Raw genomic sequence first — 26,492 nt, 5'->3', positions numbered from 1 at the left:
CCGGAGCAGTAATGCAGTCGGCACTGGTCGTGGTGAGGGTCGTTAGCTCAGTCGGTAGAGCAGTTGACTTTTAATCAATTGGTCGCTGGTTCGAATCCAGCACGACCCACCATTTCTTCACAGCAGGTGAAGACAATATTCCCAGGTCGTTTAGCTCAGCTGGGAGAGCACCTCCCTTACAAGGAGGGGGTCACTGGTTCGAGCCCAGTAACGACCACCATGTTAATCCCAGGTCGTTTAGCTCAGCTGGGAGAGCACCTCCCTTACAAGGAGGGGGTCACTGGTTCGAGCCCAGTAACGACCACCATGCTTTAAAAAATGATTTCGATGGGTCGTTAGCTCAGTCGGTAGAGCAGTTGACTTTTAATCAATTGGTCGCTGGTTCGAATCCAGCACGACCCACCATCATTTCAGTCTTGTCCCAGGTCGTTTAGCTCAGCTGGGAGAGCACCTCCCTTACAAGGAGGGGGTCACTGGTTCGAGCCCAGTAACGACCACCATGCTTTAAAAAATGATTTCGATGGGTCGTTAGCTCAGTCGGTAGAGCAGTTGACTTTTAATCAATTGGTCGCTGGTTCGAATCCAGCACGACCCACCATCATTTCAGTCATATCCCAGGTCGTTTAGCTCAGCTGGGAGAGCATCTCCCTTACAAGGAGGGGGTCACTGGTTCGAGCCCAGTAACGACCACCATATTGAAAAGCCCGCAGCGATGCGGGCTTTTTCGTTTCCGTCTCTCATCAGGTTCGCAGTCGATCCAGCTCGCTTGCCAGGGTGGTGGCCGCCTGTTCCAGTGCCTCGCTCAGGCGCTGGCTGGCATTGGCCTCTTGTCCCAGGGTGGTGGCGGCGTCGCCGATGCGCATCAGGTTCTGGTTGATGGTGTCGCTCACGGCACTCTGCTGCTCGGCGGCGGTCGCCACCTGGCTGATGTGATCATGGATCTGCTGGATCTGGGTGACCACCTGATTGAGTGCCTCGAAGGCCTGCTCCGTGCCTTCAACCGTGCTCACCGAGCGGGCGATCCCCGTGCTCATCAACTGCTGGCTGCTGGTGACCTCGGTTTGCAGGCTGCCGATGAGCTGCCCTATCTCGTCGGTGGATGAGCGGGTCTTGTTGGCCAGCGCCCTCACCTCGTCCGCCACGACGGCAAAACCCCTGCCCATGTCGCCGGCCCGCGCCGCCTCGATGGCTGCGTTGAGGGCCAGCAGGTTGGTCTGTTCGGCAATGGCCCGGATCACATCGAGAATATGGCTGATATTGGTGCTGCGCTGGGCGACCTGGGCGACCGCCTTGTCGGCCTGATGCATGTCCTCGACCAGGGTATGGATCTCGTTGCGGGCCCTGCTCAAGGTCTGCTGGGCCGTGCTGACATGGTGGGTCGCCGCTTCAGACTCCTGCGCCGCCTGTTCCGCATAGCCCGCCACACTGACTGCCGTGGTGCTCATCTCGTGCATGGCGCTGACCACGCTCTCCAGCTCCAGGCTCTGATCATCCAGGCTGCTGCGCATGGCATCGGCCGTCTGTTTCATGCCCCTGGCCTGCTGATGCACCTGTTGCCCTATCTGCTTGCTGCCCTGCACCATGGCCCTCAGCTTGCCGAGGAAGGCATTGAGATGCCTGCCCAGCTCGATGAGCTCCTGGTGGGTGTCGATACGCATCTGCTGGGTCAGGTCGCCTTCATTGCTGGCGAGGTGGGAGACGTGGCGGCTGATGAGGGAGAGGGGCGCCGTGATGGTCTGGATGAACCAGACAAGCAGGCCCAGGGCCACCAGGGTGATGACAACGATGGCAACCAGCTGCTGCTGCTGGGTAGCCTGCAACAGGCTGCCGAGCTGCTGGCTGATGGTGTTGGCCTGGCTGAGGGCGAGGGCCTTGGGCACCTTGATCATCAGCCACCACTGGTTGTCGGCGGCCTCGATCCGTATGGGCTGCTGCAGGATGAAATCGCTGTCGGTATCGGCGGGGTGTCCATTCGGGGCAACCAGTCCGGCCTCTGTCAGGGGGCGCCCCAATTTGTCCGAATGGCGGTTGCTGCCGACGATGAAGCCCGTCTTGCTGACCAGGGTGACCTCGGCCTGGCTGTCATAGAGGCTCTTGCCTAGGTGCTCGGCCAGTTGCTGGAAGATGGGCAGGTTCATGTCGACCCCGGTGATCCCGGCAAACTTGCCATCTTTGAGGACGGGCACCGTCAGGCTGGTCATCAGCATCTTCTGGCCAGTGCTTATCTCGTAGAGGTAGGGTTCCATCAGGCAGGGGCGACGAGTCTCGCGACCGCAGAGATACCACTCGCTGTTGCGAATGCCGAATTCATTGCGCGAGGTGTCGAACTTGGCGTCACTGGTGGCGGCATCTATGGTCTGCTGCGCGATGTTTCCGTTCTGTTCCCGGGTGAAGTAGACCTCGAGACTGCCCTTGCCGGCAACCGAATGGCTGGCGCCCGTCTGCCAGTCGGCGTCCTGTCCGTCGTAACCGTTGGGTTCGAACTGGGCGTAGATGGAACTGATCCCGTTTGCCTGGCGCAGGCGGCTGCCAAGCAGCAGCTCCACTTGTGGGCGACTCAGCCGCTGGTCCGGCTGGGCCATGCTTCCTTCAAGCTGCGCCGCCATGCCGAGCGGTATCTGATAGGCCTGCTGCAACTGGTCTTCGATCTGCACTGCATACCGCTCTGCCTGGAATTGCAGGGAACGGGAAACCTCCTGCTCCAGGGCGCCACGGGTCTGCGCCATGATGTCATCGCGCAGGCCGTTCAGCGAGGAGGACTGTATCCATGTCATGGCGACGCCACTGGCGAGAAAAAGTCCCAGCGTGAGCAACAACAACTTGGTCTTGAGCGAACGTTGTTTCATTCGACAACTCCTTTTGGCAAGAATGACAACGATATGGTCGGAGCGGATCCTGACAGTTGTACTGTACTGGATTTGTTGATGGGTTTGTGCACGGCTTCTGGTTATAATTTTGGCCTTCCCGAGCGTTGATGGAACAGTCGCAATGAGCAATGCACTGAGCAGTATTCCGCCGGTAGTCGAGATGGACTACCCCTTCCCGGCCAAACCACAGCCCCTGACTCCCGAGCAGAAGGCGACCCTGATCGCCGAGATCAAGGTGCTGCTCGAGGCGCGCCAGGCCGTGCTGGTTGCCCATTACTACACGGATCCCGAGATCCAGGCCCTGGCAGAAGCCACCGGTGGCTTCGTGGGTGACTCCCTGGAGATGGCCCGCTTCGGTCGCGACCATGCGGCCCAGACCCTGATCGTGGCCGGTGTGCGCTTCATGGGAGAGACCTCCAAGATTCTGAGCCCCCACAAGCGGGTGCTGATGCCGACGCTGGAGGCCGAGTGCTCTCTTGATCTGGGTTGTCCCATCGACCAGTTCTCCGCCTTCTGCGATGCCCACCCCGATCACATCGTGGTGGTCTATGCCAATACCTCGGCAGCGGTGAAAGCACGGGCCGACTGGGTGGTCACCTCCAGCATTGCGCTGGAGATCGTCGAACATCTGGACAGTCAGGGTCACAAGATCATCTGGGGCCCGGACCGCCACCTCGGCGCCTACATCGAGAAGAAGACGGGGGCCGAGATGCTGCGCTGGCAGGGGCACTGCATCGTGCACGACGAGTTCAAGGCCAAGGCGCTGCGCGAGCTCAAGGCCCAGAACCCGGATGCCGCCGTGCTGGTGCACCCGGAGTCTCCGGCCTCCGTCATCGAACTGGCGGATGCGGTGGGTTCTACCAGCCAGCTCATCAAGGCCGCCAAAGAGCTGCCCCAGCAGAAACTGATCGTGGCGACCGATCGCGGCATCTTCTACAAGATGCAGCAGGCATGCCCGGAGAAAGAGATGGTGGAGGCGCCCACCGGTGGTGATGGTGCCACCTGCCGCAGCTGCGCCCACTGCCCCTGGATGGCGATGAACGGCCTGGTGGCCATCAAGGAGGCCCTGACCGACGGCGCCGAGCGTCACGAGATCCATGTGGATGAGGCACTGCGTCTCAAAGCGCTTGTCCCGCTCGACCGCATGCTGGATTTCGCCGCCGAGCTCAAGCTCAAGACCCAGGGCAACGCCTGACTGACGCTGATGGCAAGATGCAAAGAGGGCTCCCGCGGGAGCCCTCTTTATTTATCCGTCATCTGTATCGTCAGATGATGACGGTGGAGAAGCTGTGCTCCTCGTCGGGCGGGACGGTGATCCCGTCCTCGGCGGTGATGGCCGCCTCGACACAGAGCATGGTGCGATAACCGTTGTCACTTATGTCGGCCATGGCGCTGGCCCCTTCCTGCCAGGGGGTCCAGACCACCACGCTGTCGTGGTTGCCGTTGACCACCCGGGTGGTGCGCTCACCATCCTGCACGCTGACCATGGCATCGGGCTGGCGGTAGATGCGATCCATGGCTGCGGTGACGGTCAGCGCTCCCTGTTGCAGTTCGTTTCGGCCGGTCAGCTTGTCCAGATAGGGTTCGCCGAGGCCGGTCACGGTCACCGCTTCCGGCGCACTGATCTGCAGGTAGGTGTGCAGGGCGGCATTGTAGGTGAGCGCTGACTTGCCGGTGTTGCGGGTGGTCAGCACCAGGGAAAGCTCCTTGCCGACCAGTACGTCCAGCTCCAGCTCGAAGGCATGGGGCCAGAGTGTCCTGCTGGCATCGTTGTCACGCAGGGAGAGGTGGACGAGTGTGCCATCCCCGTGATCGGAGACCCCATCCAGCGTCCACAGGCAGTTGCGTGCGAAGCCATGAGCCGGCTTGCCGCTGCCAACGCGAGCGGGGGAGGGGCCGAACCAGGGCCAGCAGAGGGGAATGCCGCCGCGAATGGGCTTGCTGCCATCCAGTATCGCCTTGTCGCTGAGCCAGAGAGAGGCCGGCTCACCATGGCGTTGGTAACGCAGCACATGGGCGCCAAACAGGCTTATCTCGGCCCTGGCGTGCTCATTGTCTATGGTCAGCAGGGGCAGGCCATCCTGGCTCAGGGTGCAGTGGGCAGTCAGCGTACGTGTCGGTGTCATAAAGGCTCCAGTGCTCGGGGACATTCAGAAAGGGTCCGTGATTCAGAATACAAAAAGGCGGCCATTGGCCGCCTTTTTTCAAGCTACGCGATTGCGCATCCCAAATTACTTGGAGATGTGAGCGATCAGGTCCAGAACCTTGCTGGAGTAGCCCATTTCGTTGTCGTACCAGGAGACGACTTTCACGAAGGTCTTGTTCAGCTGGATACCAGCCTTGGCATCGAACACGGAAGTCTGACGCTCACCCAGGAAGTCGGTGGAAACCACTTCGTCTTCGGTGTAGCCCAGCACGCCCTTCATGGCGCCTTCGGAGGCAGCCTTCATGGCCTGGCAGATTTCAGCGTAGGACGCTTCTTTCTTCAGGTTGACGGTCAGGTCAACAACGGACACGTCCGGAGTCGGCACGCGGAAGGCCATGCCGGTCAGCTTGCCGTTCAGTTCCGGGATGACCACGCCAACAGCCTTGGCAGCACCGGTAGAGGACGGGATGATGTTCTGAGCCGCACCGCGGCCACCGCGCCAGTCTTTGGCAGACGGACCATCAACGGTCTTCTGGGTAGCAGTGGTAGCGTGAACGGTGGTCATCAGGCCGGATTCGATACCGAAGGTATCGTTCAGAACCTTGGCGATGGGGGCCAGGCAGTTGGTGGTGCAGGAAGCGTTGGAAACGATGTCCTGGCCAGCGTAGGAATCCTGGTTGACGCCCATGACGAACATCGGGGTAGCGTCTTTGGACGGACCGGTCAGTACGACTTTCTTGGCACCGGCAGCGATGTGCTTGCGAGCGGTTTCGTCGGTCAGGAACAGACCGGTTGCTTCGGCAACAACGTCAACACCGATTTCGCCCCATTTCAGGTTGGCCGGGTCACGTTCAGCGGTAACACGTACGGTTTTGCCGTTGACGATCAGGTTGCCGTCTTTGACTTCAACAGTGCCCTTGAAGCGACCGTGAGTGGAGTCGTACTTCAGCATGTAAGCCATGTAGTCAACGTCGATCAGGTCGTTGATACCAACCACTTCGATGTCAGCACGCTCAGCGGCCAGACGGAAAACGAAACGACCGATACGGCCAAAACCGTTAATACCTACTTTGATAGTCATAATTGGTTACCTAACTGTTCAGTAGTCAAAGAAAATTCCGTTTGTAAATTTACTAGAACTCCCTCGCGAGTCAACCAACAATCTGCGCGAAATTGCGCTATATCATGAAAAACTGTGAAATTTATTTTCGGTTTATGTAACTGGCTACCAACTTTTGTTGAATGCATCATCAGCAAAGTCGGTGGCAGAGAACAACAATAGTGCCTGCCCGGTCACACATCCAGCCGGGGAGATATGTAAAAATGTGCGCGGTTTAGCATGGCCAAAGAGCCACTGTTCAAATACCAACCATAAAAATTAATCACAAAATAGCGTAGACAGAATCCACAGCGGGAATTCTCAAACTATGACCACCCTGATTGAACAGCTGGCTGCCGCCAAAGGCATTGCCAGTGAGTATGTTGATGCCTGGGGCCAGCCGGCCCTGGTATCCGAAGAGAGCAAGGCCGCCATGCTGGGCGCCATGGGTTACCGCGTCGACGACGAGGCCGCCCTGACCGAGCAGCTGGAGCAGGAGCATCGCCAGCACTGGCTGCGGCCACTGGATCCCGTGATGGTGGTCCGCAGCGGCGAGCCCATCAGCCTCGAAGTCCGTCTGCCCATCGAATTCGTCAACGACGCCCTCACCTGGCAGCTCCAGCAGGAGCAGGGTGCCGTGCTGTCCGGTCAATTCACTCCCATCGAGGGTGAGCTGGTCGGGGTGGCCGAGTTCGAGGAGATGGAGTGCCAGGCCTATCGCGTCACCCTGGATGTCCAGCCGGCGCTGGGTTATCACCAGCTCATCCTGCTCGAAGAGGGCAATGACGAGCCGCTGGCCACCATGCGTCTCATCGTCGCCCCCAAGTCCTGCTACAAGCAGGCGCCCATCGCCAATGGTCGCAAGGTGTGGGGCCCGAGCGTGCAGCTCTACTGCCTGCGCAGCCGCCACAACTGGGGCATCGGCGACTTCAGCGATCTCGGTCAGCTGGTGGAGAAAGCCGCCGCCTGGGGCGCCCACTTCGTCGGCCTCAACCCCATTCATGCTCTCTATCCGGCCAACCCGGAGAGCGCCAGCCCCTACAGCCCCTCTTCCCGTCGCTGGCTCAACGTCGCCTATATCGATGTGGAGGCGGTGCCCGAATTCCTGAGCAACGATCGCCTGAAGGCGGAGGTGGCGAGCCCGGCCTTCCAGCAGCACCTCACCTCCCTGCGGGTCAAGGACAACGTGGACTACACCGGCGTCATCCAGACCAAGATCGGCATGCTGCGCCAGGTGTTCGACCAGGCCAGCTTCAGCGCCGAGCGCCAGGCTGCGTTCGATGCCTTCGTGGCCGCCGGTGGCGACAGCCTGCAACAGCAGGCGGCGTTCGATGCCCTGCAGGCCCACTTCTATGCCAAGGGCGACAACGCCTGGGGCTGGCCGGTCTGGCCTGAGCAGTTCCGTGACTACCACAACCCGGCCGTTGCCGCCTGGATGGCCGAGCACAACCAGGACGTGGCCTTCTACCTCTACCTGCAGTTCCTGGCCGACGAGCAGCTGGCCCAGGCCGATGCCCGCGCCAAGGCCGCCGGCATGGTGATGGGGATCTACCGGGATCTGGCGGTGGGTGTCTCCGAAGGCTCCACCGAGATCTGGGCGAACCGGGATCTCTACTGCCCGAAAGCCTCGGTCGGTGCGCCGCCCGACATTCTCGGCCCCCTCGGCCAGAACTGGGGCCTGCCCCCCATGAACCCGAACCAGCTGTTCGAGGCGGCCTACCAGCCCATGGTGGATCTGTTCCGCGCCAACATGCGCTCCTGCGGTGCCCTGCGTATCGACCACGTGATGGCCTTGCTGCGCCTGTGGTGGGTGCCGCCCGGAGAGTCCGCCGCCAAGGGTGCCTACATCTATTACCCGGTCAACGACCTGCTGGGGATCCTGGCCCTCGAATCCCACCGCAACCAGTGCCTGCTGATCGGCGAGGATCTCGGCACAGTGCCGGAGGGGATCGACGTGACCCTGAAGGAGAACGGCGTCCACTCCTACAAGGTGTTCTTCTTCGAGCGCTCCAAGGACGATGGCGGCTTCATCTCCCCGGCCCACTACGCCGAGCAGGCGATGTCGGCCCTGACCACTCACGACATGCCGACCCTCAAGGGCTTCTGGCATTGCGACGATCTGGCGTTGGGACGCGAACTGGGCCTGTATCCGGATGAAGAGGTGCTCAAGACCCTGTATGCTGATCGCCACCAGGCCAAGCAGCGGATCCTTGACAGCCTGCATGCCCATGGGGTCATCTCTGGCAATATCAGCCACGACGTGAACTGGGTCGGCATGAACACCGAGCTCAACCACGGTCTGCAACTGCACATGTCCCGCGGCAGCTGTGCCCTGTTCAGCACCCAGCTGGAAGACTGGCTGGAGATGGACAAGCCGGTCAACGTGCCGGGCACCAGTTACGAATACCCCAACTGGCGTCGCAAGCTCTCCCGGGATCTGGAGGATATTTTCGCCGATGAGGCGCTCAAGAATCTGGCGGGCAAGATGAGCCGGGCCCGTGACGAGGCCAGCCGTTGAGCCTTAATCGCCAACATGTGACTCACTTTCATCCGCTTCGGCCCAGGCCGAAGCGGATGTTCAGCCATCAAAGGAAATGTCGATGCCCGTTGAACGTTTAGTTGCCGCCCGCTGTGCCGATCCCTTCTCCCATCTAGGCCTGCTGGCCAATCCGGATGGGCCAGGCCTGAAACTCACCGCCTGGTTGCCCGATGCGCTCGAGGTCCGGGTCAGAGACCTCAAGTCAGGCAAGATAGTTGCCACCCTGACCGCCGCTGACGAAGCGGGCCTCTTTGAAACTGTTTTCACCCGCCGCAAGAATCCCTTTCCCTACCAGCTCATCGCCAGCTACGCCGACGCCAGTGCCGACATCATAGACCCCTACCAGTTCCAGGCCGCCGCCTGGGAAGGGTTGGCGGAGCTGACCTGGCAACCGGAAAACCTCTACCACACCCTAGGTGCACAACTGCGCACAGTGGAGCACCTCGGCCAGCAGGTGGAGGGGGTGCGCTTCGCCGTCTATGCGCCGAGCGCCACCGCGGTGAGCCTCATAGGCGACTTCAACTTCTGGGATGGCCGTCGCCACCCCATGCAGCGCAGCCAGTGCGGTCACTGGGTGCTGTTCGTGCCGGGGCTCAAGGCCGGGGATCGCTACAAGTTCGAGCTCAAAGACCCCATGGGCAACCGGCTGCCCCACAAGAGCGACCCGGTGGGTTTCTACTGCGAGCAGTACCCCTCGTTCGCCTCCGTGGTCTATGACCACGATCAGTACCAGTGGCAGGATGCCGCCTGGCGCGAGAGCCAACGCAACGACAAGCGGGAGCAGCCGCTCTCCATCTACGAGCTGCACGTGGGCTCCTGGAAGCGCCACCCCAACGGCGACAGCCTGAACTGGCGCGAGCTGGCGGTGGAACTGGTGAACTACATCAAGGAGATGGAGTATACCCACATCGAGCTGCTGCCGGTCTCCGAGCACCCGTTCAGCGGCTCCTGGGGCTACCAGCCGGTGGGCATGTTCTCCCCCACCAGTCGCTACGGCAGCGCCGACGACTTCAAATACTTCGTGGACCAGTGCCACCAGGCCGGGATCGGCGTCATCCTCGACTGGGTGCCCGCCCACTTCCCGTCCGACGCCCACGGCCTGGCCCGCTTCGACGGCACCCCGCTCTACGAGTACGAGGATCCGCGCCGTGGCTGGCACCCGGACTGGAACTCCTACATTTATGACTTCGGTCGCGATACCGTGCGCCAGTTCCTGGTGGCGAGCGCTCTGTTCTGGCTCGACAAGTTCCACGTCGACGGCCTGCGGGTGGATGCGGTCGCCTCCATGCTCTATCTGGACTACTCCCGCAACGCCGGCGAGTGGGTGCCGAACGTCGATGGCGGCAACCACAACTACGAGGCGATCAGCCTCTTGAAGTGGACCAACGAGGAGGTGTACGGCAAGTACCCCCATGCCATGACCATCGCCGAGGAGTCCACCGCCTTCGCCGGGGTTTCCCGTCCCACCTTCCTCGGCGGCCTGGGTTTTGGCTTCAAGTGGAATATGGGCTGGATGCACGACACCCTCAGCTACATGCAGAAGGAGCCCATCCACCGCCGTTACCACCACAACGACATGACCTTCTCCATGGTGTACCACTATGACGAGAACTTCATCCTGTCCCTCTCCCACGACGAGGTGGTCCACGGCAAGCACTCCCTGCTCTACAAGATGCCCGGCGACGAGTGGCAGCAGGCCGCGAACCTGCGCGCCTACATGGGCTTCATGTATGCCCACCCCGGCAAGAAGCTGAACTTCATGGGTACCGAGATCGCCCAGAGCAATGAGTGGAACCACGACGCCCAGCTGCCCTGGCACCTGTTGCTGTATCCCAAGCACGGCGGCCAGCAGCGGCTGATCCGGGATCTCAACCACCTCTATCGTCACGAGGCTGCCTTGTATCAGGCCGATTATGAACAGGCCGGTTTCCGCTGGCTGGATCACAACGACGCCGACAACAGCATCTTCGCTTGGCTACGGGCGGACAAGCTGGGGGCGCATCCCCTGATGGTGGCCTGCAACTTCACCCCGGTGCCTCGGGTCGGCTATCGCCTCGGGGTGCCGGCGGCCGGCCACTATCGGGTGGTGCTCAACACCGACAGCGAGCATTACTGGGGCAGCAACTATGATGTGGGTCTGGTCTTCGTCGCCGAGCCGACGCCCTGGCAGGGCATGGCGCACAGCATAGTGCTGGATCTGCCGCCGCTCGCGACCTTGTTCATCAAACAGGAGTCTTGATGTTCGCAATGGAAAACGGGGTGGATCACCCGCTGGGCGCCCGGCTCGACGAGACGGGCTGCCACTTCTGCGTCTGGGCACCGCAATCGGACAAGGTGGAGCTCTGCCTGTTCGACGAAGAGGAGCAGGAGCAGGCCCGGCTGGCCCTGCCCGGCCGGCGAGGCCAGTACTGGTTCGGCCATGTGCGCGGCGTCAAGGCCGGTCAGCGCTACGGTTATCGGGTCCATGGCAGCCCCCAGGACGGCCTGTTGTTCGACCCGGACAAGCTGCTGATCGACCCCTATGCCAGGGCACTGAGCCGTCCTACCTACTGGGACGACGCCCTCTATCAGGGGGACAGCGCGGCCATGGTGGCCAAGTCCGTGGTGGTGGACGATGCCTTCGACTGGCAGGGGGTCGGCAAGCCCGGCATCCCGCCCGAGCGGGTCGTGCTCTACGAGACCCACGTCAAGGGCTTCACCCGCCAGCACCCCGGGATCCCCAAGGAGCTGCAGGGCACCTATCTGGGCATCAGCCACCCGCTGATGATCGAGCACCTGCAGTCGCTGGGGGTCACCTCGGTGCAGCTGATGCCGGTGGCGGCCTTCATGTCCGAGCCCAGGCTCGAGCAGCTCGGGCTCACCAATTACTGGGGCTACAACCCCATCGCCTTCTTCGCCCCCGAGCCGCGCTACGCGGCGAAGGAGGCGGTAACCGAGTTCAAGACCATGGTGCGGGAGCTGCACCGGGCCGGGATCGAGGTGATCCTGGACGTGGTCTACAACCACACCGCGGAATCCGGCTTCGACGGCCCCATGCTGTCGTTCAAGGGGTTCGACAACGCGGGCTACTACGCCTTCGAGTCGGGGGCCCACGGGCCGGACTACCACCGTCACGCCAACGTCACCGGCTGTGGCAACAGCGTCAATCTGGATCATCCCAACACCCTGCGGCTGGTGCTCGACGCCCTGCGCTACTGGGTCACCGAGATGCAGGTGGACGGTTTCCGCTTCGATCTGGCGGTGACTCTGGCGCGGGAGGCGGGGGAGTTCGATCCCATGAGCGCCTTCTTCAAGGCCATGATGGCGGATCCCGTGCTGGCGCGGGTCAGGCTCATCGCCGAGCCCTGGGACATCGGCCCCTTCGGCTATCGTCTCGGCCAGTTTCCGAGCCAGTGGCTGGAGATCAACGATCGTTACCGCGACACGGTGCGCGCCTTCTGGCGCGGGGATGCGGGCAAGATGGGGGATTTTGCCACCCGTCTGGTGGGCTCGCGGGATCTCTTCCCGAAGAACTGGCGCTCCCCCCACACCAGCGTCAACTACCTCTGCTATCACGACGGCTTCACCCTCGAGGATCTGGTCTCCTACAACCAGCGCCACAACCAGGCCAACGGCGAGGACAACCGGGACGGTCACGGCAACAACCTCTCCAGCAACCACGGGGTGGAGGGGCCGACCCTGGACCCGCGCATCAACAACCTGCGCCAGCAGCAGAAGCGCAACCTCATCGCCACCCTGCTGCTGTCACAGGGGACGCCGCACTTCCTGGCCGGGGACGAGATGGGCCGCAGCCAGCTCGGCAACAACAACGCCTACTGTCAGGACAACCAGATAAGCTGGGTGAACTGGCAACTGCGCCCGGAGGACGAGCGGCTGCTTGCCTTCACCCGCCAGATGATGGCGCTGCGGGCGGAGTCCGGGGTCTTCTCCAACCTGCAACTGAGCGACGACGGCTGGAACGGTAAGGCGACCAGCTGTCACCAGGTGAACTGGTATCACCCGGACGGCCATCAGCTCACCGATCAGGACTGGCACGCCCCCATGGGGCAGGCGTTTGCCATGGACATCGGCATGATCGGCTGCACCGGGGAGCGCTGGTACGTGCTGTTCAACGCCAGCGACTATGACATCCAGTTCCGCCTGCCGCCGCCGGGGGAGGGCATGGAGTGGATCCAGACCATCGACACCGCCACCAACGACGGTCTGCCCTTCCTGCCGGACGACATCAAGCGGCAGGTGGCGGTGGGGCGTGCCCACTCCCTCAAGCTGCTGGAGCGGGTCGCCCTGCCGGCGGCGGTGCTGGCGAGTGAAGGGGTGGTGGCAGCGGATGTTGTCGCCGTGTTGCCAACGGGATCACAGTTCCCGCTGGCGGGGTAGAGCCAGGCGCCCTGACTGGGTATGCTGGGCACCGCTACACATGGCAAGGAGTCCATATGAATGGCAATAATCCTGGACGGTTGCGTAGCAATCCCGAGAACCGCGCAGTTTCATATCTGCCCGGTCAGCATGACGAGGAGTCAGTATGAGCGGTAACAATCCCGAGCAGTGGCGCAGCAAGTTGAGCGCCGAGCAGTTTCACGTCTGCTGGGAGAAGGGGACCGAGCGGCCCTACAGCGGTACCCTGCTGCACAACCGCAAGAGCGGCGACTACCTGTGCGTCTGCTGCAAGAGCGTGCTGTTCCACTCGGATGCCAAGTTTGACTCGGGCTGCGGCTGGCCCTCGTTCGATCGGGCCATCGAGGGGACGGTGACCTACACCGAGGACAACAGCCACGGCATGAAGCGGGTGGAGATCACCTGCAGCCAGTGCGGCTCCCACCTCGGCCACGTCTTCCCCGACGGGCCGACCGAGACCGGCCAGCGCTACTGCGTCAACAGCCTGAGCCTGGATTTCGAGCCCGACGCCTGATCCCCGACACGACCAGCGGCGCCTCCCTTCGGAGGCGCCGCTTTTTTATCTCCCCCTGTCAGGTACCGGGCTATGCCAGCGGCAGGTAGATGTCGGTGACCAGCTCATGGGTGGGCACCTCGTGTACAAAGTTGTGGTAGTGGAAGAAGAGCGGAAAATCCCGCAGCTCTTCGCCGCTGGCGGGCAGCCAGTCGCGGTAGAGCGCCCGGGCACAGTCGGCCAGGAGGTCGTGGGAGCCGTGGTGGCGTACCACGGCGCAGCGCCCGGCCGGGATGAGGGCATTCTTCACACCCCACTCATTGTCCTCGGCGACGGGGGCCTCGACGCTGCCACAGAGGGTAAAGCGAAACGCCGCACCCTCCGTCGTGGCGGGGTCGTCCGGCGCCAGGCCATAGGTCCGGCTGGTGGCGACCGGGGAGCCGCCCGTGGCCTTGCGCCACTGGATGAAGCGCGCCGCGGTGTCGTTGATGCGCTCGGGCAGGCCCTGATGGGTCAGGGCGGCGACGGCGGTCTGCGGGAACTGGATGATGTCGACTCGCATGGGGTCAATCCTCTTTGTGGGGGGCCGTGGCAGGCAGCGATGCCAGCTGGCCCAGTCCGGGTGCTGCCTGAACTGGCTGGGCGTCAGGCCGAACGTCTGCTTGAAGGCGCGACTGAAAGATTCGCCATGCTGGAAGCCGGCATCGAGGGCGATATCAGTCACCTTGTCCAGAGGTGCGAATGCCAACCGGTAAGAGGCCCGCTTCAGCCGCAGCAGCTGGATGTAACGCCCCAGCGGCACGCCGCAGTAAGCGGCAAATTGCCGATGAAAGTGAAAGGGCGAAAAGTGCGCCACGGCGCTGAGCCGCTCCAGCGACAGGTCGTCGTCGAGATGGCGCTCGATGTGCTCGGTCACCGTTTGAAAGCGTCGGCGGTAGGCCTCTGTCTGGTTGTGATCCATGGTCTCTCCTCTGTGCTGCTCACTATCGGCCAACGGGCCCGAGCTGTCCTGACGGATCTTGCTCTCTTTGGTTCCCCTCGGGGATAAGAGCCATGACCGCCAGCCCGGCGGGCGCTGCCTGACTTGTCGCGGGTTCGTCAGGCCAGCAGCAGGGCTGTCCCCGTCAGCAGGGCGGCGAGGGGCAGAACGGGGAGCCGTGGCACCCGCAGCAGGTAGAAGCCGACGGCGGCCAGCGCCAGATCGGTGGGGGAGATCACGGCGCTCTGCCACACCGGCTGATAGAGGGCCGCCAGCAGCAGCCCCACCACGGCGGCGTTGATGCCGGCCACGGCCCCCGCCAGACGGGGGCGGGCCAGCCAGTGCTGCCAGCAGGGGCCCAGCGCCCAGAGCAGCAAGAAACCCGGCAGGAAGAGCGCCAGGGTCGCCAGCAGCGCCCCGATGAGGGGAGTGGCGGGCAGCAGCACGGCGCCCAGGTAGGTGGCCAGGGTGAACATGGGGCCGGGTACCAGCTGGGCCAGGCCGTAGCCGGTCAGGAACTGCTGCTCGCTCAGGTGGTGACCCAGGCTCTCCTGCAACAGGGGCAGCACCACGTGACCACCGCCAAACACCAGGCTGCCTGCCCGGTAAAAGTCGGCCAGCAACTGGCTGACGGGGCCGCTCGCCACCAGGGGCAGGCCGACGAACAGCAGGGCGAACAGCAGCAGGGTCGGCCAGTGAGGCTGGCGATCCGGAGTGGACGCGAGGCCCTGACTCCCCGGGTGCGGCTCGCGCAAGGCACAGAGCAGGGCCGCGCCGAGCAGCATGGCGACCTGGGTCAGAAGACCGGGGGCGCACCAGAGGGCGGCGGCGGTGGCCACCATGACCCCCTGTTGCAGCGCCGTCTTGCAGAACTGGCGGCTCATGGTGAGCACGGCATCCGCCACCACGACGAGCGCCAGCAGCTTGAGGCCGTGCAGGGCGGCGTCCAGCCAGAGGCTGCCCGCAAGCTGACCCAGACCGACGGCGGCCGCCAGCAACAGCAGGAAGGAGGGGAGGGTAAAGCCGACGAAGGCGGCCAGGGCGCCGCCGATGCCGGCGCGGTGGCGGCCGATGGCAAAGCCGAGCTGGCTGGAGGCCGGACCCGGCAGCAGTTGGCACAGGGCCAGCAACTGGGCGAACTCCCCCTGGTTCAGCCAGCCCAGCCGCTGGACAAAGGTGCGCTGAAAATAGCCGATATGGGCGGCCGGCCCGCCAAAACTGATGCATCCCAGCCACAAGAACTGCATGAATACCTGTCCCATCTTCCCCTCCTCGTCATCATCCTGGCCCGGATAATATGACAAAAAAGTGACAGTTTGGTGACGGTACGCCCTCCCGCGCAGCCTGCCATCAACAGGGGCTGGCGGGGTGGCTGGTCGCCTCCGCCAGCTGACGAGAGGTGCCGGGGTGACGCGCGGCAGCCTGCCGGTGAGGGTCAGGGGGCAGGTTGTGCCTGGGGCAGGTAGCATTGTCCCGCCAGCCAGCAGGCGATGGACTGGCGACTGGCATCGAAGTGAGGCTCGGGCAGAGTGTGCGGGTCGCACCAGATCCAGCCCTCGCATTTTTCCGGCTCCAGCAGTTGCGGCTCCCCGTCCACATCTGCCAGCAGGGTGACCGAGATGTAGTGCAGGCCGCTCTCGCGCCAGGTCTCCAGGTTGTTGGTGACGGCGATGACGCGAGGCTGGCGGATGACGAAGCCGGTCTCTTCCGCCACCTCCCGGATGGCCGCCGACTCGAAGGTCTCCCCCAGCTCCAGATGGCCGCCGGCGATGGACCAGTAGGGGGCATGGCTGCCCTTGCGCTTGCCGAGCAGTACCTGGCCCTGGCCATTGGTGAGAATGACGCCGACACCGACGCGGGGATAGGGGGTAGACATAGGGGAGGCTCCTTGCTGAAACGGCGGGGTGCGCCAGGGAAAACGGGCCCACCTTAGGGGGGATGGGCCCGTTGTGCAAGCCGCCTGTTCAAGGGCGATCGGATGCCGATTTTCCATCGCTTAAACGGATGGGTCTGGCGACATTCTATCTGTTAAATAGATGGGAAATGCCCCCGGATCAGGGCAGTTTGACCAGCATCTTGCCGGTATTGCGGCCCTGGAACAGTCCGATAAAGGCTTGCGGCATGCTGGCCAGCCCCTCGCTGACGGTCTCCTCGGCCTGGAGGGTGCCCGCTTCGAAGGCCGGCATGGCCTCGGCCAGGAACTCCCCGTAGTGTTGCCAGTGATCGGAGACCAGCAGCCCCTGCATCAGGATGCGCTTGCGGATCACCTGGGAGAGGTTGCGCGGGCCGCTGGCCTGGCCGTTGCTGTTGTACTGCTCGATGAGGCCGCACAGCACGATGCGCCCGTGCACCACCAGGTGGTTGAGGGCGGCATCCAGCATGGCGCCCCCCACGTTCTCGAAGTAGACGTGGATGCCTTCGGGGGCGAGGCGGGCCAGCTCGGCGTCGAGATCCGGGGTCTCCCGGTAGTTGATCACCGCATCGGCACCCAGGGTCTTGAGGTAGGCGACCTTGTCGGTCGAGCCGGTGGAGCCGATGACCCTGGCCCCCGCCTGCTTGGCGAGCTGGACCGCCATGGTGCCGACCGCTCCGGAGGCCGCCGAGACCAGCAGGGTTTCACCGGCCTTCAGGTGTGCCACCTTGTGCAGGCCCGCCCAGGCGGTCATGCCCGGCATGCCGAGGGCGCCGAGGAAGCGCTGGGGCGGCAGGGTGGTGTCGGGCAGGCGGGTGAGCTGGGCGGCGTTTGCCACGAAGGCATCCCGCCAGCCCAGCATGCTGCTCACCTTGTCCCCCACCTTGAAATCTGGATGGCGCGATGCCTGTACCGTGCCGATGGCGCCGCCGTCTAGGGGACCGTTGAGGGGGAAGGGAGGAACGTAGCTCTTGGCCTCGCTCATGCGGCCGCGCATGTAGGGGTCCACCGACAGCCACTGGTTGGCGACCTGTACCTCTCCCTCCTGCAGGGCGGGCAGGGGCACGTCCCGGAGGGCGAAGTCCTCCAGGGTGGGGAGACCGGTGGGGCGATGCAGCAGTTGGATTTGATGGCTGATGGCATTCATGGGCATTCTCCGGCAGTGGGGCCGCGCGTCGGGCGGCGGCTTGGCATTTTTGTTTGTGTGCAAACTAAAATCAGGGTAGTCCTGAACGCGGAGGCTGGCAACTGTTTTGTGTGCAAACTATTCAACCCCGAAGTTGATGGGGTATACTGCCCCCTTGTCGTCAGCGAGGTCCTCCATGAGCGAATTGAAAAAGCAGGTCTGTTTTGCCCTCTACAGCGCCTCCAATGCGGTGATGCGTGCCTATCGGCCGCTGCTGGACAAGCTGGATCTCACCTATACCCAGTACCTGGTGATGCTCTCGCTCTGGGCCCGGGACGAGGTCAGCCTCAAGGAGATAGGGCAGGAGACCGGACTGGATGCGGGTACCCTGACCCCCATCGTCAAGCGGCTGGAGAGCAAGGGGTGGCTGACCCGCACCGTCTCCCACGAGGATGAGCGGCAAAAGTGCATCAGCCTGACCGAGGCGGGACGCCAGTTGCAGCAGGAGGTCAGGGAGTGCTGTCTGGCGGACAGCTTGCGCAATCAGGTGGATCTGGCCGATGCTGAGTTGGCCCAGCTCAAGCTGCTTTGCGATCGCGTGGCGGCGCAGCTGGGGCGCTGATCCCTTTTCCCGTCAGGAGTGACCCGATGAAACCCATGCAATCCCTGCTCCCTCTGTTCGCCATCCTGCTGTGCGCCTGCGCCGATACCTCCTATCCCCGTTCCGAGTTGCAGATCGACGATGCCGATGCCTGGCAGGCCATCTGCAAGGACGGGGTCCGGGTGCGGGCGGTCACCGACGAGGGGATCTGTGCGGATCACCGCGGGGTGGCCATGTGGACAAATAAACCAAGGGCTGCACGGATGGCAGAAGAAGCGGCCAAGTAGTGTGACCTGTACGACATAAAATGACATGACCGGCCATGGGGCCGGTTTTTTTCGCGATCTTGCCAGCACTTTGGCACCTTGTTCATGGTGCACCCATTTTTCTCTTCCCATACTGGCCCTCAAGGTAGCAAACCAACAGGAGAGAGAGATGCAATCATCCATCGTCGGGCTCTCCATTCTGTGGGGGCTGGCCAGCTTTGGTGTTCAGGGGGATTTCATCGAGAGCCGTGATACCGCCTCCCCCTCCTGGCAGGCCGAGTCCAGAGTGGAGATGGAAGGGTACTTGATGGAGTCGTTGGGCGCCGATCGCTGGGTGTTCGACAACGGCAGCGAGAGCCTGGAAATCTCTCTGCCCAAAGGGCAGTGGGTGTCGACCGGTGAGCGGCTGCGGCTGCGCGGCGAACCCCTGCAGGAGCAGAGCGGCTGGTTGCTGCAGGTGCAGGATGTGAGCCAGGTCGAGGCATGACCAGGCGTTCGCCACCTGGCGGCGCGATGGCGCCCGGGGGCTGTGTTGACCGCGAATGCCCTTGATAGCAGAGACAAGAAGAGGAGGCCCTGGCCTCCTCTTGCTTTTGGTGCTCCCCGGATGCGGGGTGGGTTGTCAGCCCAGGTGGTTGAGAGGCAGGGCGGTCTTGTGTTTGATGCGGCGCAGCACGAAGCTCGAACGCACCCCGGTCACGCCGGAGATGTGGGTCAGCTTGTCCAGCAGGAAGTGCTGGTAGTGCTCCATGTCCCGCACCACCACCTTGAGCTGGTAATCCGCATCGTTGCCGGTGATGAGGTCGCACTCCAGCACCTCGGGCAGATCCTTGACGGCGCGATCGAAGTTCTCGAACCGCTCCGGAGTGTGCCTGTCCATGGAGATGTGAATGTAGGCGGTGAGGGTCAGCCCCAGCTGGCGGGCATTGAGCAGGGTGACATGTGTATCGATGAGACCGGCATCCTCCAGCGCCTTGACCCGGCGCGAGCAGGGGGAGGGAGAGAGCCCGACCAGCTCGGCCAGCTCCAGGTTGCTGATGCGGCCATTTTCCTGCATCAGCTCCAGAATATGCCTGTCTATACGATCAAGTTTCAGCATTCTCCGTACCTCTTCGCAATTACTAATCCACTTTTCCTAGATTAAGGGTGAACTATTGCAAAAACAACTGAAAATACCTGCTACTTCACAACCACTCACCGCATCGCAGGGAGTACCATGGTTACATCTTCCGGTGGCAAGACAGGCGCCCGACTAGGCACCTGTGGTGAAGGACCTTACCGGGTCAAGAGCCCCATCAGCCGTTCGACCTTATCGGGAAACAACGGGCTGGAACGAGAGCACCCCCTCCCCGAAGGCAACAAAGCAGGCATCCCGGCGCCTGCTTTGTTGTTTTTGCGTTCCGCCCGCTCAGGGGCGGGGCGGCCGGATGCGATAGAGACAGCGGCTGTCCCCCTCCAGCAGATACTGCTCCCGCTCCACCTCGGCCGGCGCCAGCAATCGGCGAAACAGCGCCAGCTCGCTGCGGCAAAAGCCCCGACAGGCTCTGGCCGCACTGCAGATGGGGCAGTGACTCTCCCACCACAGCCAGCTGCCGTCCTCCTCCTGCGACATGTCCGCCATATACCCCTCCTGGGTGCGCAGCGCCTTGAGCGTCATCAGCCTGTCTGCCAGCGCCGGCTGGGTCAGCCTGGATTCATAGCGTGCCTGCATCTGCTGCTCCCGCCGCGTGATGAGCTGCTCCATGCCCGCGTCGCCAAACACCTGCCGGATGTCGTCGATCAGCTGCAGGGTCAGATCGCCATGGGTGTCGGGGAAGCGTTGCCAGGCCTGGTCGGTGAGGTGCCACAGACGCACCGGGCGACCGCGGCCGCGGGCCTCGTCGCTAAACCCTACCCAGCCCTCGGACTCCAGGGCCATCAGGTGCTGGCGCGCCCCCATGGACGTCATCTGCAACTGGTCGCCGAGTTCGGCGGCGCTCTGGGGGCCGCGGGTTTTCAGCAGATAGAGGATCTTGTCGGTACTGGCGTTCATGGGAGCTCCGGTGGTGGGTATCGGTGCGGTGACCGCCTGGATGAGGTCATTATGGGTAGCAGGGGGATTTAAATCAACAATCTGCTTTACTTAATGGGCAGCCCCTCACAATTTAAATAAACCGATAACTTTATTTAATGAGGCGAAGATGGAAGGGATCAAGGGACAGGCGACCCTCTGGGTATTGGTGATGACGGTGACGCTGGCGGTGGCGGGGTTCAGCCTGCCTTCCCCCGTCCTGGCGCCGCTGCTGCTGGATCCGGCCCAGGGCATGCTGACGCCACAGGCGTCGGACTGGAGCCGCAAGGTGTGGCTTGGCGTCATCATGGGGCTCTATCCGTTGTTTCAACTGCTGGGGGCCCCCTTGCTTGGCCGCCTCTCCGATCGCCATGGGCGCAAGCCGGTGCTGACACTCTGTCTGGTGGGGGTGCTGGCGGGGTATGTGCTGATGGCCCTCGGCATCGCCTGGCGTTCCCTGCCGCTCTTGCTGCTGAGCCGGGTGGTGGAGGGCTTCTTCAACGGCGACATCGCCATCGTGCAGGCGATGGCGGCGGACATGAGCACGGCCAGGACCAAGGCACGCAACTTCGCCCGCATCAACATCGGCATGAACCTGGGCTGGGTGGTGGGCCCCATGATCGGAGGCTATGCGGCCGTGGTCTCGGGGGATTACAGCCTAGCGGCCTGGCTGGCGGTGGGGATGACGGTGATCAACCTGCTGCTGGTGCTCTGGCTGCTGCCCAATCGTCCCCCGGTGCCGGCGACCCGGGATGAGGTTCCTCTCTCGACCCGCCAACTGCTGCTGCAACCTCGTCTCCTGCCCTACTTTGCCCTGACCCTGGCAAGCTACGGGGCGGTGCAGCTCTACTTCACCTACTTCAATGTCTGGCTGGTGGAGCGGCTGGCATGGGATCCGGTGCAACTGGCCCAGGCCGCCGTGCTGGTGAGCGTGCCCATGATGCTGGGCTCCTGGATCGGTGAGCAGCTGGCACGGCACTGGCGCGGCAGCTCCCTTGGCATCGTCGGCCACCTGGTGATGGCGGCGGGCATGCTGATGTTCATCCTGCCGACCCAGTGGTGGGGGCTCGCGCTCACCTTCATCCCGGCCGGCATCGGCATGAGTCTGGGGGAGCTGGCCACCTCGGTGGCGGTCTCCAACCGCAGCCATGCCAGCCAGCAGGGGCAGGCGATGGGGCTCTACCGCGGTCTGGCTGTGGGCAGCGAGATCCTGGCGGTGGTGCTGGGCAGCCTGGTGCTGCTGGCGGGGACCGAGTGGCCCTTCTACCTGGCCGGCCTCTGCGGCGTGATCTGTGCCTTCGGTTTCTACGGATTGCGCAGACGGGCGGACAGGCGAAACATCGTGGCCGGGTGCGCCGAGGCGGGCTGACGAAGGGCGCGGGGATCACAGTTCGGCGACGGGATGGCGGGCCGGACTTGCATCGCGGCGCCGAGTCTGGGACGGTATGGCTCTTTGCTCCGCTGTTCCCGATCCCCGGTGAGCGCGTTTCCCATCATGGGCCTTGCCATGCCCAGTCCGCATTCCCGGCGGTGAGATGTGTCGTCATGGCACTGGAAACGGGAGGGGATGGCGCCGCACCCGTCTCGACATTCCTGGAGGTGATATGAGTCGTTATCAGGCCATTGCATTGGACATGGACGGTACCCTGCTGAACCGGGATCACAAGATCTCGTCCGCTACCCGGGCTGCCCTGGCCCAGGCCCGGGCCCACGACATCAAGGTGCTGCTGGTGACGGGTCGCCACTTCATGACGGCCCGTCCCTTCCACCACGAGCTGGCCCTCGACACCCCCATCATCTGCAGCAACGGTGCCTACCTCTATGATCCGGTGCAGGAGAGGATCCTCGCCGGGGATCCCCTGGCTGTGGCGCCTCTCACCACCCTGCTGGAGGAGGTGCAAGCCCAGCAGATGGGGGCGCTGTTCCACCTGGGGGACGGCATCGGCTACCTGGGCTGCGAGGAGCACGTGGGCCGGATGCGGCGCTGGTCGGCAACCCAGCCGGATCACCTCAAGGTCTCCCTGCTGCCCGCCGAGGATATCGAGTCCTGGTTGCAGTCCCCCATCTGGAAGCTGGAGTTGTTCAACCAGGATCCCGGCCGGTTGCACCGTTTCGTCGGGGAGGTGGTGGAGAGACTGCCCTTCACCCGTGACTGGGCGGCCCCCTATGCGGTGGAGCTGGTGCAGCCAGGTTGCAGCAAGGGCAACCGGCTGGCCCAGTGGGCGGCGAGCGAGGGGATCGCCATGGAGAACCTGGTGGCCTTTGGCGACAACAACAACGACATCAGCATGTTCGAGCAGGTGGGGCTGGCGGTGGCCATGGGCAATGCGGCGCCCCAGATCCAGGCCCATGCAGACCGGGTCACCGCGGATCACAACGAGGATGGCATCGCCCTGGCGTTGCAGCGCTGGGTCCTGCCCGCCTGAGGGGAAAAACAGTCTGCGGCATAAACAGAAAGGGGCCATGTCGGCCCCTTTTTGTCAGCTCCCGAAGGAGAACTGGATCACCCGATCCGGGAAGCGCAGCCGGTTGTAGTCCCGGTATACCCCTTCGTAGTGACGGATGGCGCGCTCGCGCTGGGCACGATAGTAGTCGCGCTGGCGGCTGTCGCTCTCGCCCCGGATCTGCTGATCCAGCTGGTGGATGCTCCGCTCGGTGCGCTCCAGCTCCTGCTGCAATTCGCCGAGGCGCTGCTCCAGCAGGTACTCCTTGCGGCCGCGCTCGAACTGGGTGAGGAAGCTGGTGTCGTTGGGGCAGACCCCCAGGTATTCGCTCCCCTCCCGTCCCTTGCTGTAGGCAAGCTCGGGGATGCAATAGAGCTCCAGCCCCTTGGCGTAGCCGCGCTGCCACTCCGCCTCATCCACTTTGAGGCCGTACTCCCCGCAGGTCTTCTGATAGTCGCGGGTGGCGCTCCGGGTCTTGCCCTGCTCCCCGTCCTGATAGCCCTGGTTGTACCAGCTCATGGCACGGCACTCCTCCTCCGAGAGGGAACTGCACCCGGCGAGCAGGAAGGGAAGGGTCAACAACAGGATCTTGGGGGACATGAGGGGGCTCCGACAGCAAAGGGGGTGGGGCATTCTAGAAGAGGAGGCCCGTCCGGGACAAGCACCGGGCGAGGGGGCCGTATCATGATGTTTTTATCAGTATTTTCAAGCCGTTGTAGACAGGCTTCCGGCAGCCTTTTCTTGCCGGGGGAGGCAGGGTAAACTGCGCCTACTTTTAACTGGCATGTAACATAAAAACAATGAAAGTCCTGACCGTCGATTATCGCTCCCCCGATGCGGCCGAGCGCTTCACCGAATCCCTGCGCACCACCGGCTTCGGGGTGCTGACTCACCACCCCATCCCGAAGGAGCTGGTGCAGTCCATCTATGACAACTGGTATCGCTTCTTCATGAGCGAACAGAAGCAGGATTTCCTGTTCAATCGCGAGACCCAGGACGGCTATTTCCCGCCCCCGGTGTCCGAGGTGGCCAAGGGCCACAGCCAGAAGGACATCAAGGAGTACTTCCACATCTATCCCTGGGGCCAGATGCCGGCAGAGCTGAAAGAGCAGGCGATGGAGTACTACCGCCTCGCCAACGATCTGGCCGCCGAGCTGCTGGGCTGGGTGGAGCAACACACCCCGGGCGACATCGCTGCCCACTACAGCTGCCCGCTCTCCTCCATGATCGAAGAGAGTCACAAGACCCTGCTGCGGGTGCTGCACTACCCGCCCTTCGACGGCACGGAGGAGCCGGGTGCCATCCGCGCCGCCGCCCATGAAGACATCAACCTGCTGACCATTCTGCCCGCCTCCAACGAGCCGGGCCTGCAGGTGAAAGGTTCAGACGGGGAGTGGATGGACGTGCCCTGCGATTTCGGCACCCTCATCATCAACATCGGTGACATGCTGCAGGAGGCCTCCCGCGGCTACTACCCCTCCACCACCCACAGGGTCATCAACCCGACCGGGGGCAGTGCCGCCAAGTCCCGCATCTCCTTGCCGCTCTTCCTGCACCCCCGTCCGGATGTGGTGCTCTCGGAGCGTCACACCGCCCACAGCTATCTGATGGAGCGGTTGCGGGAGCTGGGGGTCATCTAATCCCGCCAGACCCGGGCAGACAACAAACCGGAGCATTCCCGCTCCGGTTTTTATTTTGTGGCACGATTGGTTGGTTATCCGAATTTTATTGATTAATGATGCTAAAAACTGAGTTTTATATCGGATATACGCCGAGTGATTGCGCGCCCGCGGGCGTACTCTGAGCGCCATTTCGGGCCTCGCTGGCAGGCCCTTCGCGTGGAGTTCTTATGAAGCAGTCCCAATGGTCATCCCGGCTCGGTTACATCCTGGCCGCCGCAGGTTCCGCGGTCGGTCTCGGCGCCATCTGGAAGTTCCCCTATGTCACCGCCGCCAACGGTGGCGGCGCCTTCCTGCTGGTCTTTCTGCTGTTCAGCTTCACCCTGGGGGTGGCGGTGCTGATGGGGGAGACCCTGATCGGCAGCCTGACCCGGCGCGGGGTGGTGGGAGCCTTTGGTGAACTGATGGGCAGGCGCTGGCGCTGGGTCGGTGCCATGGGTTTGCTGTGCAGCCTGCTCATCTTCTGTTTCTACAGCGTGGTGGGCGGCTGGACCCTGGGGTACACGGGCATGGCCCTGGCGGGGGAGCTGCAACAGGGGGACGGCGCGGCACTGACCGCCCGTTTCAACGACTACGTCGGTGATCCGCTCTGGCCGGTGCTGACCCACCTGCTGTTTGCCGGCTTGACCTGGTGGTTCGTGCGGGGCGGCGTGCAACAAGGGGTGGAGCGCACCCTGCGCTGGATGATGCCGGCCCTCTTCATCATGATCCTGCTGCTGGTGGCCTTCGGCCTCACCCTGCCGGGCGCCATGGCCGGGGTGCGCCACTTCCTGATGCCCGATTTCAGCAAGCTCGGCATGTCGGGTGTGCTGGACGCCATGGGGCTGGCCTTTTTCTCCCTCTCCATCGGCCTTGGCATCCACACCACTTATGGCGCCTACCTGCCTTCCAGCGAAGGGGTCGGTCGCTCCAGCCTCTGGGTAGTGCTGCTGGCGAGCGTCATCGCCGTGCTGGCGGGCCTGATGATCTTCCCGGTACTGGCGGCGACCGGTATTGACCCGGCCTCGGGCCCGGGCCTCACCTTCATGACCATGCCGGCGGTGTTCCAGCAACTGCCCTTCGGCCAGGGGCTGGCGGTGGTGTTCTTCTCTCTGCTGGTGGTGGCGGCGCTCTCCTCCTCCATCTCCCTGCTGGAGCACTTGCAGTGCTTCCTGTGCGAGAGCCTGGGCTGGTCCCGCCGCGCGGCGTGCAACCTAGTCATTGCCCTGGTGATGGCGGGTGGCATCCCGGTGAGCCTGTCGTTCGGTCCCTGGGCCACCCTGACCCTGTTTGGCAAGAACATCTTCGAGTTGCTGGACTTCATCACCTCCAACCTGATGATGCCCCTGTTCGGGCTAGCCCTGACGCTGCTGCTGGGCTGGCGGCTCGGTCGCCAGGCGCTGCCCGAAGGGCTGGCTCCCCACTGGCGGGCCCTGCTGATGGGCTGCTGGCGCTGGCTGGCTCCCCTGCTCATTGGTGGCATTCTGGTGCGCGGCCTGGTGTAGGGAGGGTTGGTCATCTCCGCCACTCCCCGGCCGGGCTGGCCGGGGAGTGGGGTGGCAGGATTGACTCTTTATAAAAAACTGTTAAATAAAAATAAACAGAGTAACGGTCTGTAATTTCGATATTTTGTTTTGGTTAAATCTGTTTTTGGTTCTGTTTTAGACTATTTCCTGTCAACTTCTCTTGCCATGGTTTAGGCTGTGGCTCCTTTTTACCGTGCAGGCGTCGCCCTTCCATGTCACCCCTTATCGCTCTCTGTGGCCGATTTAGCCCCTTCCTGGAGAGGTGACCTTGCAGGTGTCGTTTGTCTGACTGTTCATTGCAAAGGTCGCCCTCAGGCGCAATGCTGATCAGTTAAGGATCCATTGACCGATCCTTCTGCTGTAGGACAATCCGGAACCAATCACTGGTTCC

General features: G+C 63.1%; 22 protein-coding genes and 7 tRNA genes. 19 read left to right on the top strand and 10 right to left on the bottom strand.

The window, feature by feature from the left end; all coding sequences use genetic code 11:
- The first annotated feature begins 36 nt into the window (after positions 1 to 36).
- From PG892_RS11390 to PG892_RS11360, 7 genes are all read left to right on the top strand, one after another.
- A tRNA-Lys gene (locus tag PG892_RS11390) sits at positions 37 to 112 on the top strand.
- 32 nt (positions 113 to 144) lie between these two features.
- A tRNA-Val gene (locus tag PG892_RS11385) sits at positions 145 to 220 on the top strand.
- Positions 221 to 231: 11 nt separating this feature from the next.
- A tRNA-Val gene (locus tag PG892_RS11380) sits at positions 232 to 307 on the top strand.
- Positions 308 to 329: 22 nt separating this feature from the next.
- Positions 330 to 405: transfer RNA gene (locus tag PG892_RS11375), tRNA-Lys, on the top strand.
- A 19-nt stretch (positions 406 to 424) separates the two neighbouring features.
- Positions 425 to 500 (top strand) — tRNA-Val (locus PG892_RS11370).
- 22 nt (positions 501 to 522) lie between these two features.
- Positions 523 to 598, top strand: a tRNA-Lys gene (locus tag PG892_RS11365).
- Positions 599 to 617: 19 nt separating this feature from the next.
- Positions 618 to 693, top strand: a tRNA-Val gene (locus PG892_RS11360).
- A gap of 47 nt (positions 694 to 740) precedes the next feature.
- On the opposite strand, the gene PG892_RS11355 is transcribed toward PG892_RS11360, so the two are convergent.
- Positions 741 to 2,846: a methyl-accepting chemotaxis protein gene (locus PG892_RS11355; protein WP_270825414.1), complete on the bottom strand. Its 2,106-nt coding sequence runs from the start codon at positions 2,844 to 2,846 to the stop codon at positions 741 to 743.
- A 142-nt stretch (positions 2,847 to 2,988) separates the two neighbouring features.
- On the opposite strand from PG892_RS11355, the gene nadA reads away from it, so the two are divergent.
- Entirely contained in the window at positions 2,989 to 4,062 is a 1,074-nt protein-coding gene (gene nadA / locus PG892_RS11350; RefSeq protein WP_052816503.1) for a quinolinate synthase NadA, read from the top strand.
- A gap of 70 nt (positions 4,063 to 4,132) precedes the next feature.
- Here the strand turns inward: nadA and PG892_RS11345 are convergent, their stop codons facing one another.
- Together PG892_RS11345 and gap are read right to left on the bottom strand one after the other, a co-directional pair.
- Positions 4,133 to 4,993 carry a D-hexose-6-phosphate mutarotase gene (locus PG892_RS11345; RefSeq protein ID WP_223916826.1) on the bottom strand — a complete coding sequence of 287 codons (861 nt, stop codon included), beginning with the start codon at positions 4,991 to 4,993 and terminating at the stop codon, positions 4,133 to 4,135.
- A 105-nt stretch (positions 4,994 to 5,098) separates the two neighbouring features.
- On the bottom strand, positions 5,099 to 6,094 hold the full coding sequence (gene gap, locus PG892_RS11340; RefSeq protein ID WP_010672882.1) for a type I glyceraldehyde-3-phosphate dehydrogenase: 996 nt from the start codon (positions 6,092 to 6,094) through the stop codon (positions 5,099 to 5,101).
- Between the two features lie 346 nt (positions 6,095 to 6,440).
- On the opposite strand from gap, the gene malQ reads away from it, so the two are divergent.
- The 4 genes from malQ (at position 6,441) to msrB (ending at position 13,560) form a co-directional block, all read left to right on the top strand.
- Positions 6,441 to 8,630 carry a 4-alpha-glucanotransferase gene (gene malQ / locus PG892_RS11335; protein ID WP_223916828.1) on the top strand — a complete coding sequence of 730 codons (2,190 nt, stop codon included), beginning with the start codon at positions 6,441 to 6,443 and terminating at the stop codon, positions 8,628 to 8,630.
- An 82-nt stretch (positions 8,631 to 8,712) separates the two neighbouring features.
- Positions 8,713 to 10,890, top strand: coding sequence for a 1,4-alpha-glucan branching protein GlgB (glgB, locus tag PG892_RS11330; protein WP_223916830.1), 2,178 nt, complete (start codon positions 8,713 to 8,715; stop codon positions 10,888 to 10,890).
- Complete coding sequence (glgX, locus tag PG892_RS11325) at positions 10,890 to 13,028, top strand: glycogen debranching protein GlgX (RefSeq protein ID WP_103858247.1); 2,139 nt, start codon at positions 10,890 to 10,892, stop codon at positions 13,026 to 13,028. Before glgB ends, glgX begins: the two co-directional genes overlap by 1 nt.
- Positions 13,029 to 13,173: 145 nt before the next feature.
- Positions 13,174 to 13,560 carry a peptide-methionine (R)-S-oxide reductase MsrB gene (gene msrB, locus PG892_RS11320; protein ID WP_103858248.1) on the top strand — a complete coding sequence of 129 codons (387 nt, stop codon included), beginning with the start codon at positions 13,174 to 13,176 and terminating at the stop codon, positions 13,558 to 13,560.
- 70 nt (positions 13,561 to 13,630) lie between these two features.
- Here msrB and PG892_RS11315 read toward each other — a convergent pair whose 3' ends face one another.
- From PG892_RS11315 to PG892_RS11300, 4 genes are all read right to left on the bottom strand, one after another.
- Complete coding sequence (locus tag PG892_RS11315) at positions 13,631 to 14,500, bottom strand: AraC family transcriptional regulator (protein ID WP_010672887.1); 870 nt, start codon at positions 14,498 to 14,500, stop codon at positions 13,631 to 13,633.
- A 137-nt stretch (positions 14,501 to 14,637) separates the two neighbouring features.
- Positions 14,638 to 15,780, bottom strand: a complete 1,143-nt coding sequence (gene chrA / locus PG892_RS11310; protein ID WP_103858250.1) for a chromate efflux transporter — start codon at positions 15,778 to 15,780, stop codon at positions 14,638 to 14,640.
- Positions 15,781 to 15,953: 173 nt separating this feature from the next.
- A complete protein-coding gene (locus tag PG892_RS11305) occupies positions 15,954 to 16,394 on the bottom strand; it encodes a nucleotide triphosphate diphosphatase NUDT15 (protein ID WP_103858251.1) in 441 nt (146 codons plus the stop codon).
- Between the two features lie 178 nt (positions 16,395 to 16,572).
- Entirely contained in the window at positions 16,573 to 17,577 is a 1,005-nt protein-coding gene (locus PG892_RS11300) for an NADP-dependent oxidoreductase (RefSeq protein WP_223916832.1), read from the bottom strand.
- A 175-nt stretch (positions 17,578 to 17,752) separates the two neighbouring features.
- On the opposite strand from PG892_RS11300, the gene PG892_RS11295 reads away from it, so the two are divergent.
- From PG892_RS11295 to PG892_RS11285, 3 genes are all read left to right on the top strand, one after another.
- Positions 17,753 to 18,178 carry a MarR family winged helix-turn-helix transcriptional regulator gene (locus PG892_RS11295; RefSeq protein ID WP_167826217.1) on the top strand — a complete coding sequence of 142 codons (426 nt, stop codon included), beginning with the start codon at positions 17,753 to 17,755 and terminating at the stop codon, positions 18,176 to 18,178.
- A gap of 35 nt (positions 18,179 to 18,213) precedes the next feature.
- On the top strand, positions 18,214 to 18,444 hold the full coding sequence (locus PG892_RS11290) for a hypothetical protein (RefSeq protein WP_029313696.1): 231 nt from the start codon (positions 18,214 to 18,216) through the stop codon (positions 18,442 to 18,444).
- Between the two features lie 148 nt (positions 18,445 to 18,592).
- Complete coding sequence (locus tag PG892_RS11285) at positions 18,593 to 18,910, top strand: hypothetical protein (protein WP_041211026.1); 318 nt, start codon at positions 18,593 to 18,595, stop codon at positions 18,908 to 18,910.
- Positions 18,911 to 19,045: 135 nt separating this feature from the next.
- Here the strand turns inward: PG892_RS11285 and PG892_RS11280 are convergent, their stop codons facing one another.
- Together PG892_RS11280 and PG892_RS11275 are read right to left on the bottom strand one after the other, a co-directional pair.
- Positions 19,046 to 19,522 carry an Lrp/AsnC family transcriptional regulator gene (locus PG892_RS11280; RefSeq protein ID WP_010672894.1) on the bottom strand — a complete coding sequence of 159 codons (477 nt, stop codon included), beginning with the start codon at positions 19,520 to 19,522 and terminating at the stop codon, positions 19,046 to 19,048.
- Between the two features lie 309 nt (positions 19,523 to 19,831).
- Positions 19,832 to 20,455, bottom strand: coding sequence for a helix-turn-helix transcriptional regulator (locus tag PG892_RS11275; RefSeq protein WP_041214535.1), 624 nt, complete (start codon positions 20,453 to 20,455; stop codon positions 19,832 to 19,834).
- A gap of 148 nt (positions 20,456 to 20,603) precedes the next feature.
- Between PG892_RS11275 and PG892_RS11270 the strand changes: the two genes are divergently transcribed.
- Positions 20,604 to 21,842, top strand: coding sequence for an MFS transporter (locus tag PG892_RS11270; RefSeq protein WP_223916048.1), 1,239 nt, complete (start codon positions 20,604 to 20,606; stop codon positions 21,840 to 21,842).
- Between the two features lie 235 nt (positions 21,843 to 22,077).
- Positions 22,078 to 22,899 carry a Cof-type HAD-IIB family hydrolase gene (locus PG892_RS11265; protein WP_109112599.1) on the top strand — a complete coding sequence of 274 codons (822 nt, stop codon included), beginning with the start codon at positions 22,078 to 22,080 and terminating at the stop codon, positions 22,897 to 22,899.
- Positions 22,900 to 22,953: 54 nt separating this feature from the next.
- Here PG892_RS11265 and PG892_RS11260 read toward each other — a convergent pair whose 3' ends face one another.
- The gene (locus tag PG892_RS11260) at positions 22,954 to 23,517 is read right to left on the bottom strand and encodes a DUF2799 domain-containing protein (protein WP_010672898.1); all 564 of its coding nucleotides are present in this window, start codon (positions 23,515 to 23,517) and stop codon (positions 22,954 to 22,956) included.
- Between the two features lie 200 nt (positions 23,518 to 23,717).
- Between PG892_RS11260 and PG892_RS11255 the strand changes: the two genes are divergently transcribed.
- Positions 23,718 to 24,557 (top strand): isopenicillin N synthase family dioxygenase, encoded by an 840-nt coding sequence (locus PG892_RS11255; protein ID WP_270825413.1) that lies wholly within the window; start codon positions 23,718 to 23,720, stop codon positions 24,555 to 24,557.
- Between the two features lie 209 nt (positions 24,558 to 24,766).
- Positions 24,767 to 26,080 carry a sodium-dependent transporter gene (locus PG892_RS11250; protein WP_042015790.1) on the top strand — a complete coding sequence of 438 codons (1,314 nt, stop codon included), beginning with the start codon at positions 24,767 to 24,769 and terminating at the stop codon, positions 26,078 to 26,080.
- Positions 26,081 to 26,492: the final 412 nt, after the last annotated feature.

Origin of the sequence: Aeromonas sp. QDB68 (assembly GCF_027707405.1) — a bacterium.
Classification (GTDB): Bacteria; Pseudomonadota; Gammaproteobacteria; order Enterobacterales; family Aeromonadaceae; genus Aeromonas; species Aeromonas caviae.
The sequence above is the reverse complement of the archived record's forward strand: the minus strand, read 5'-3'. Positions and strand labels throughout refer to the sequence as shown.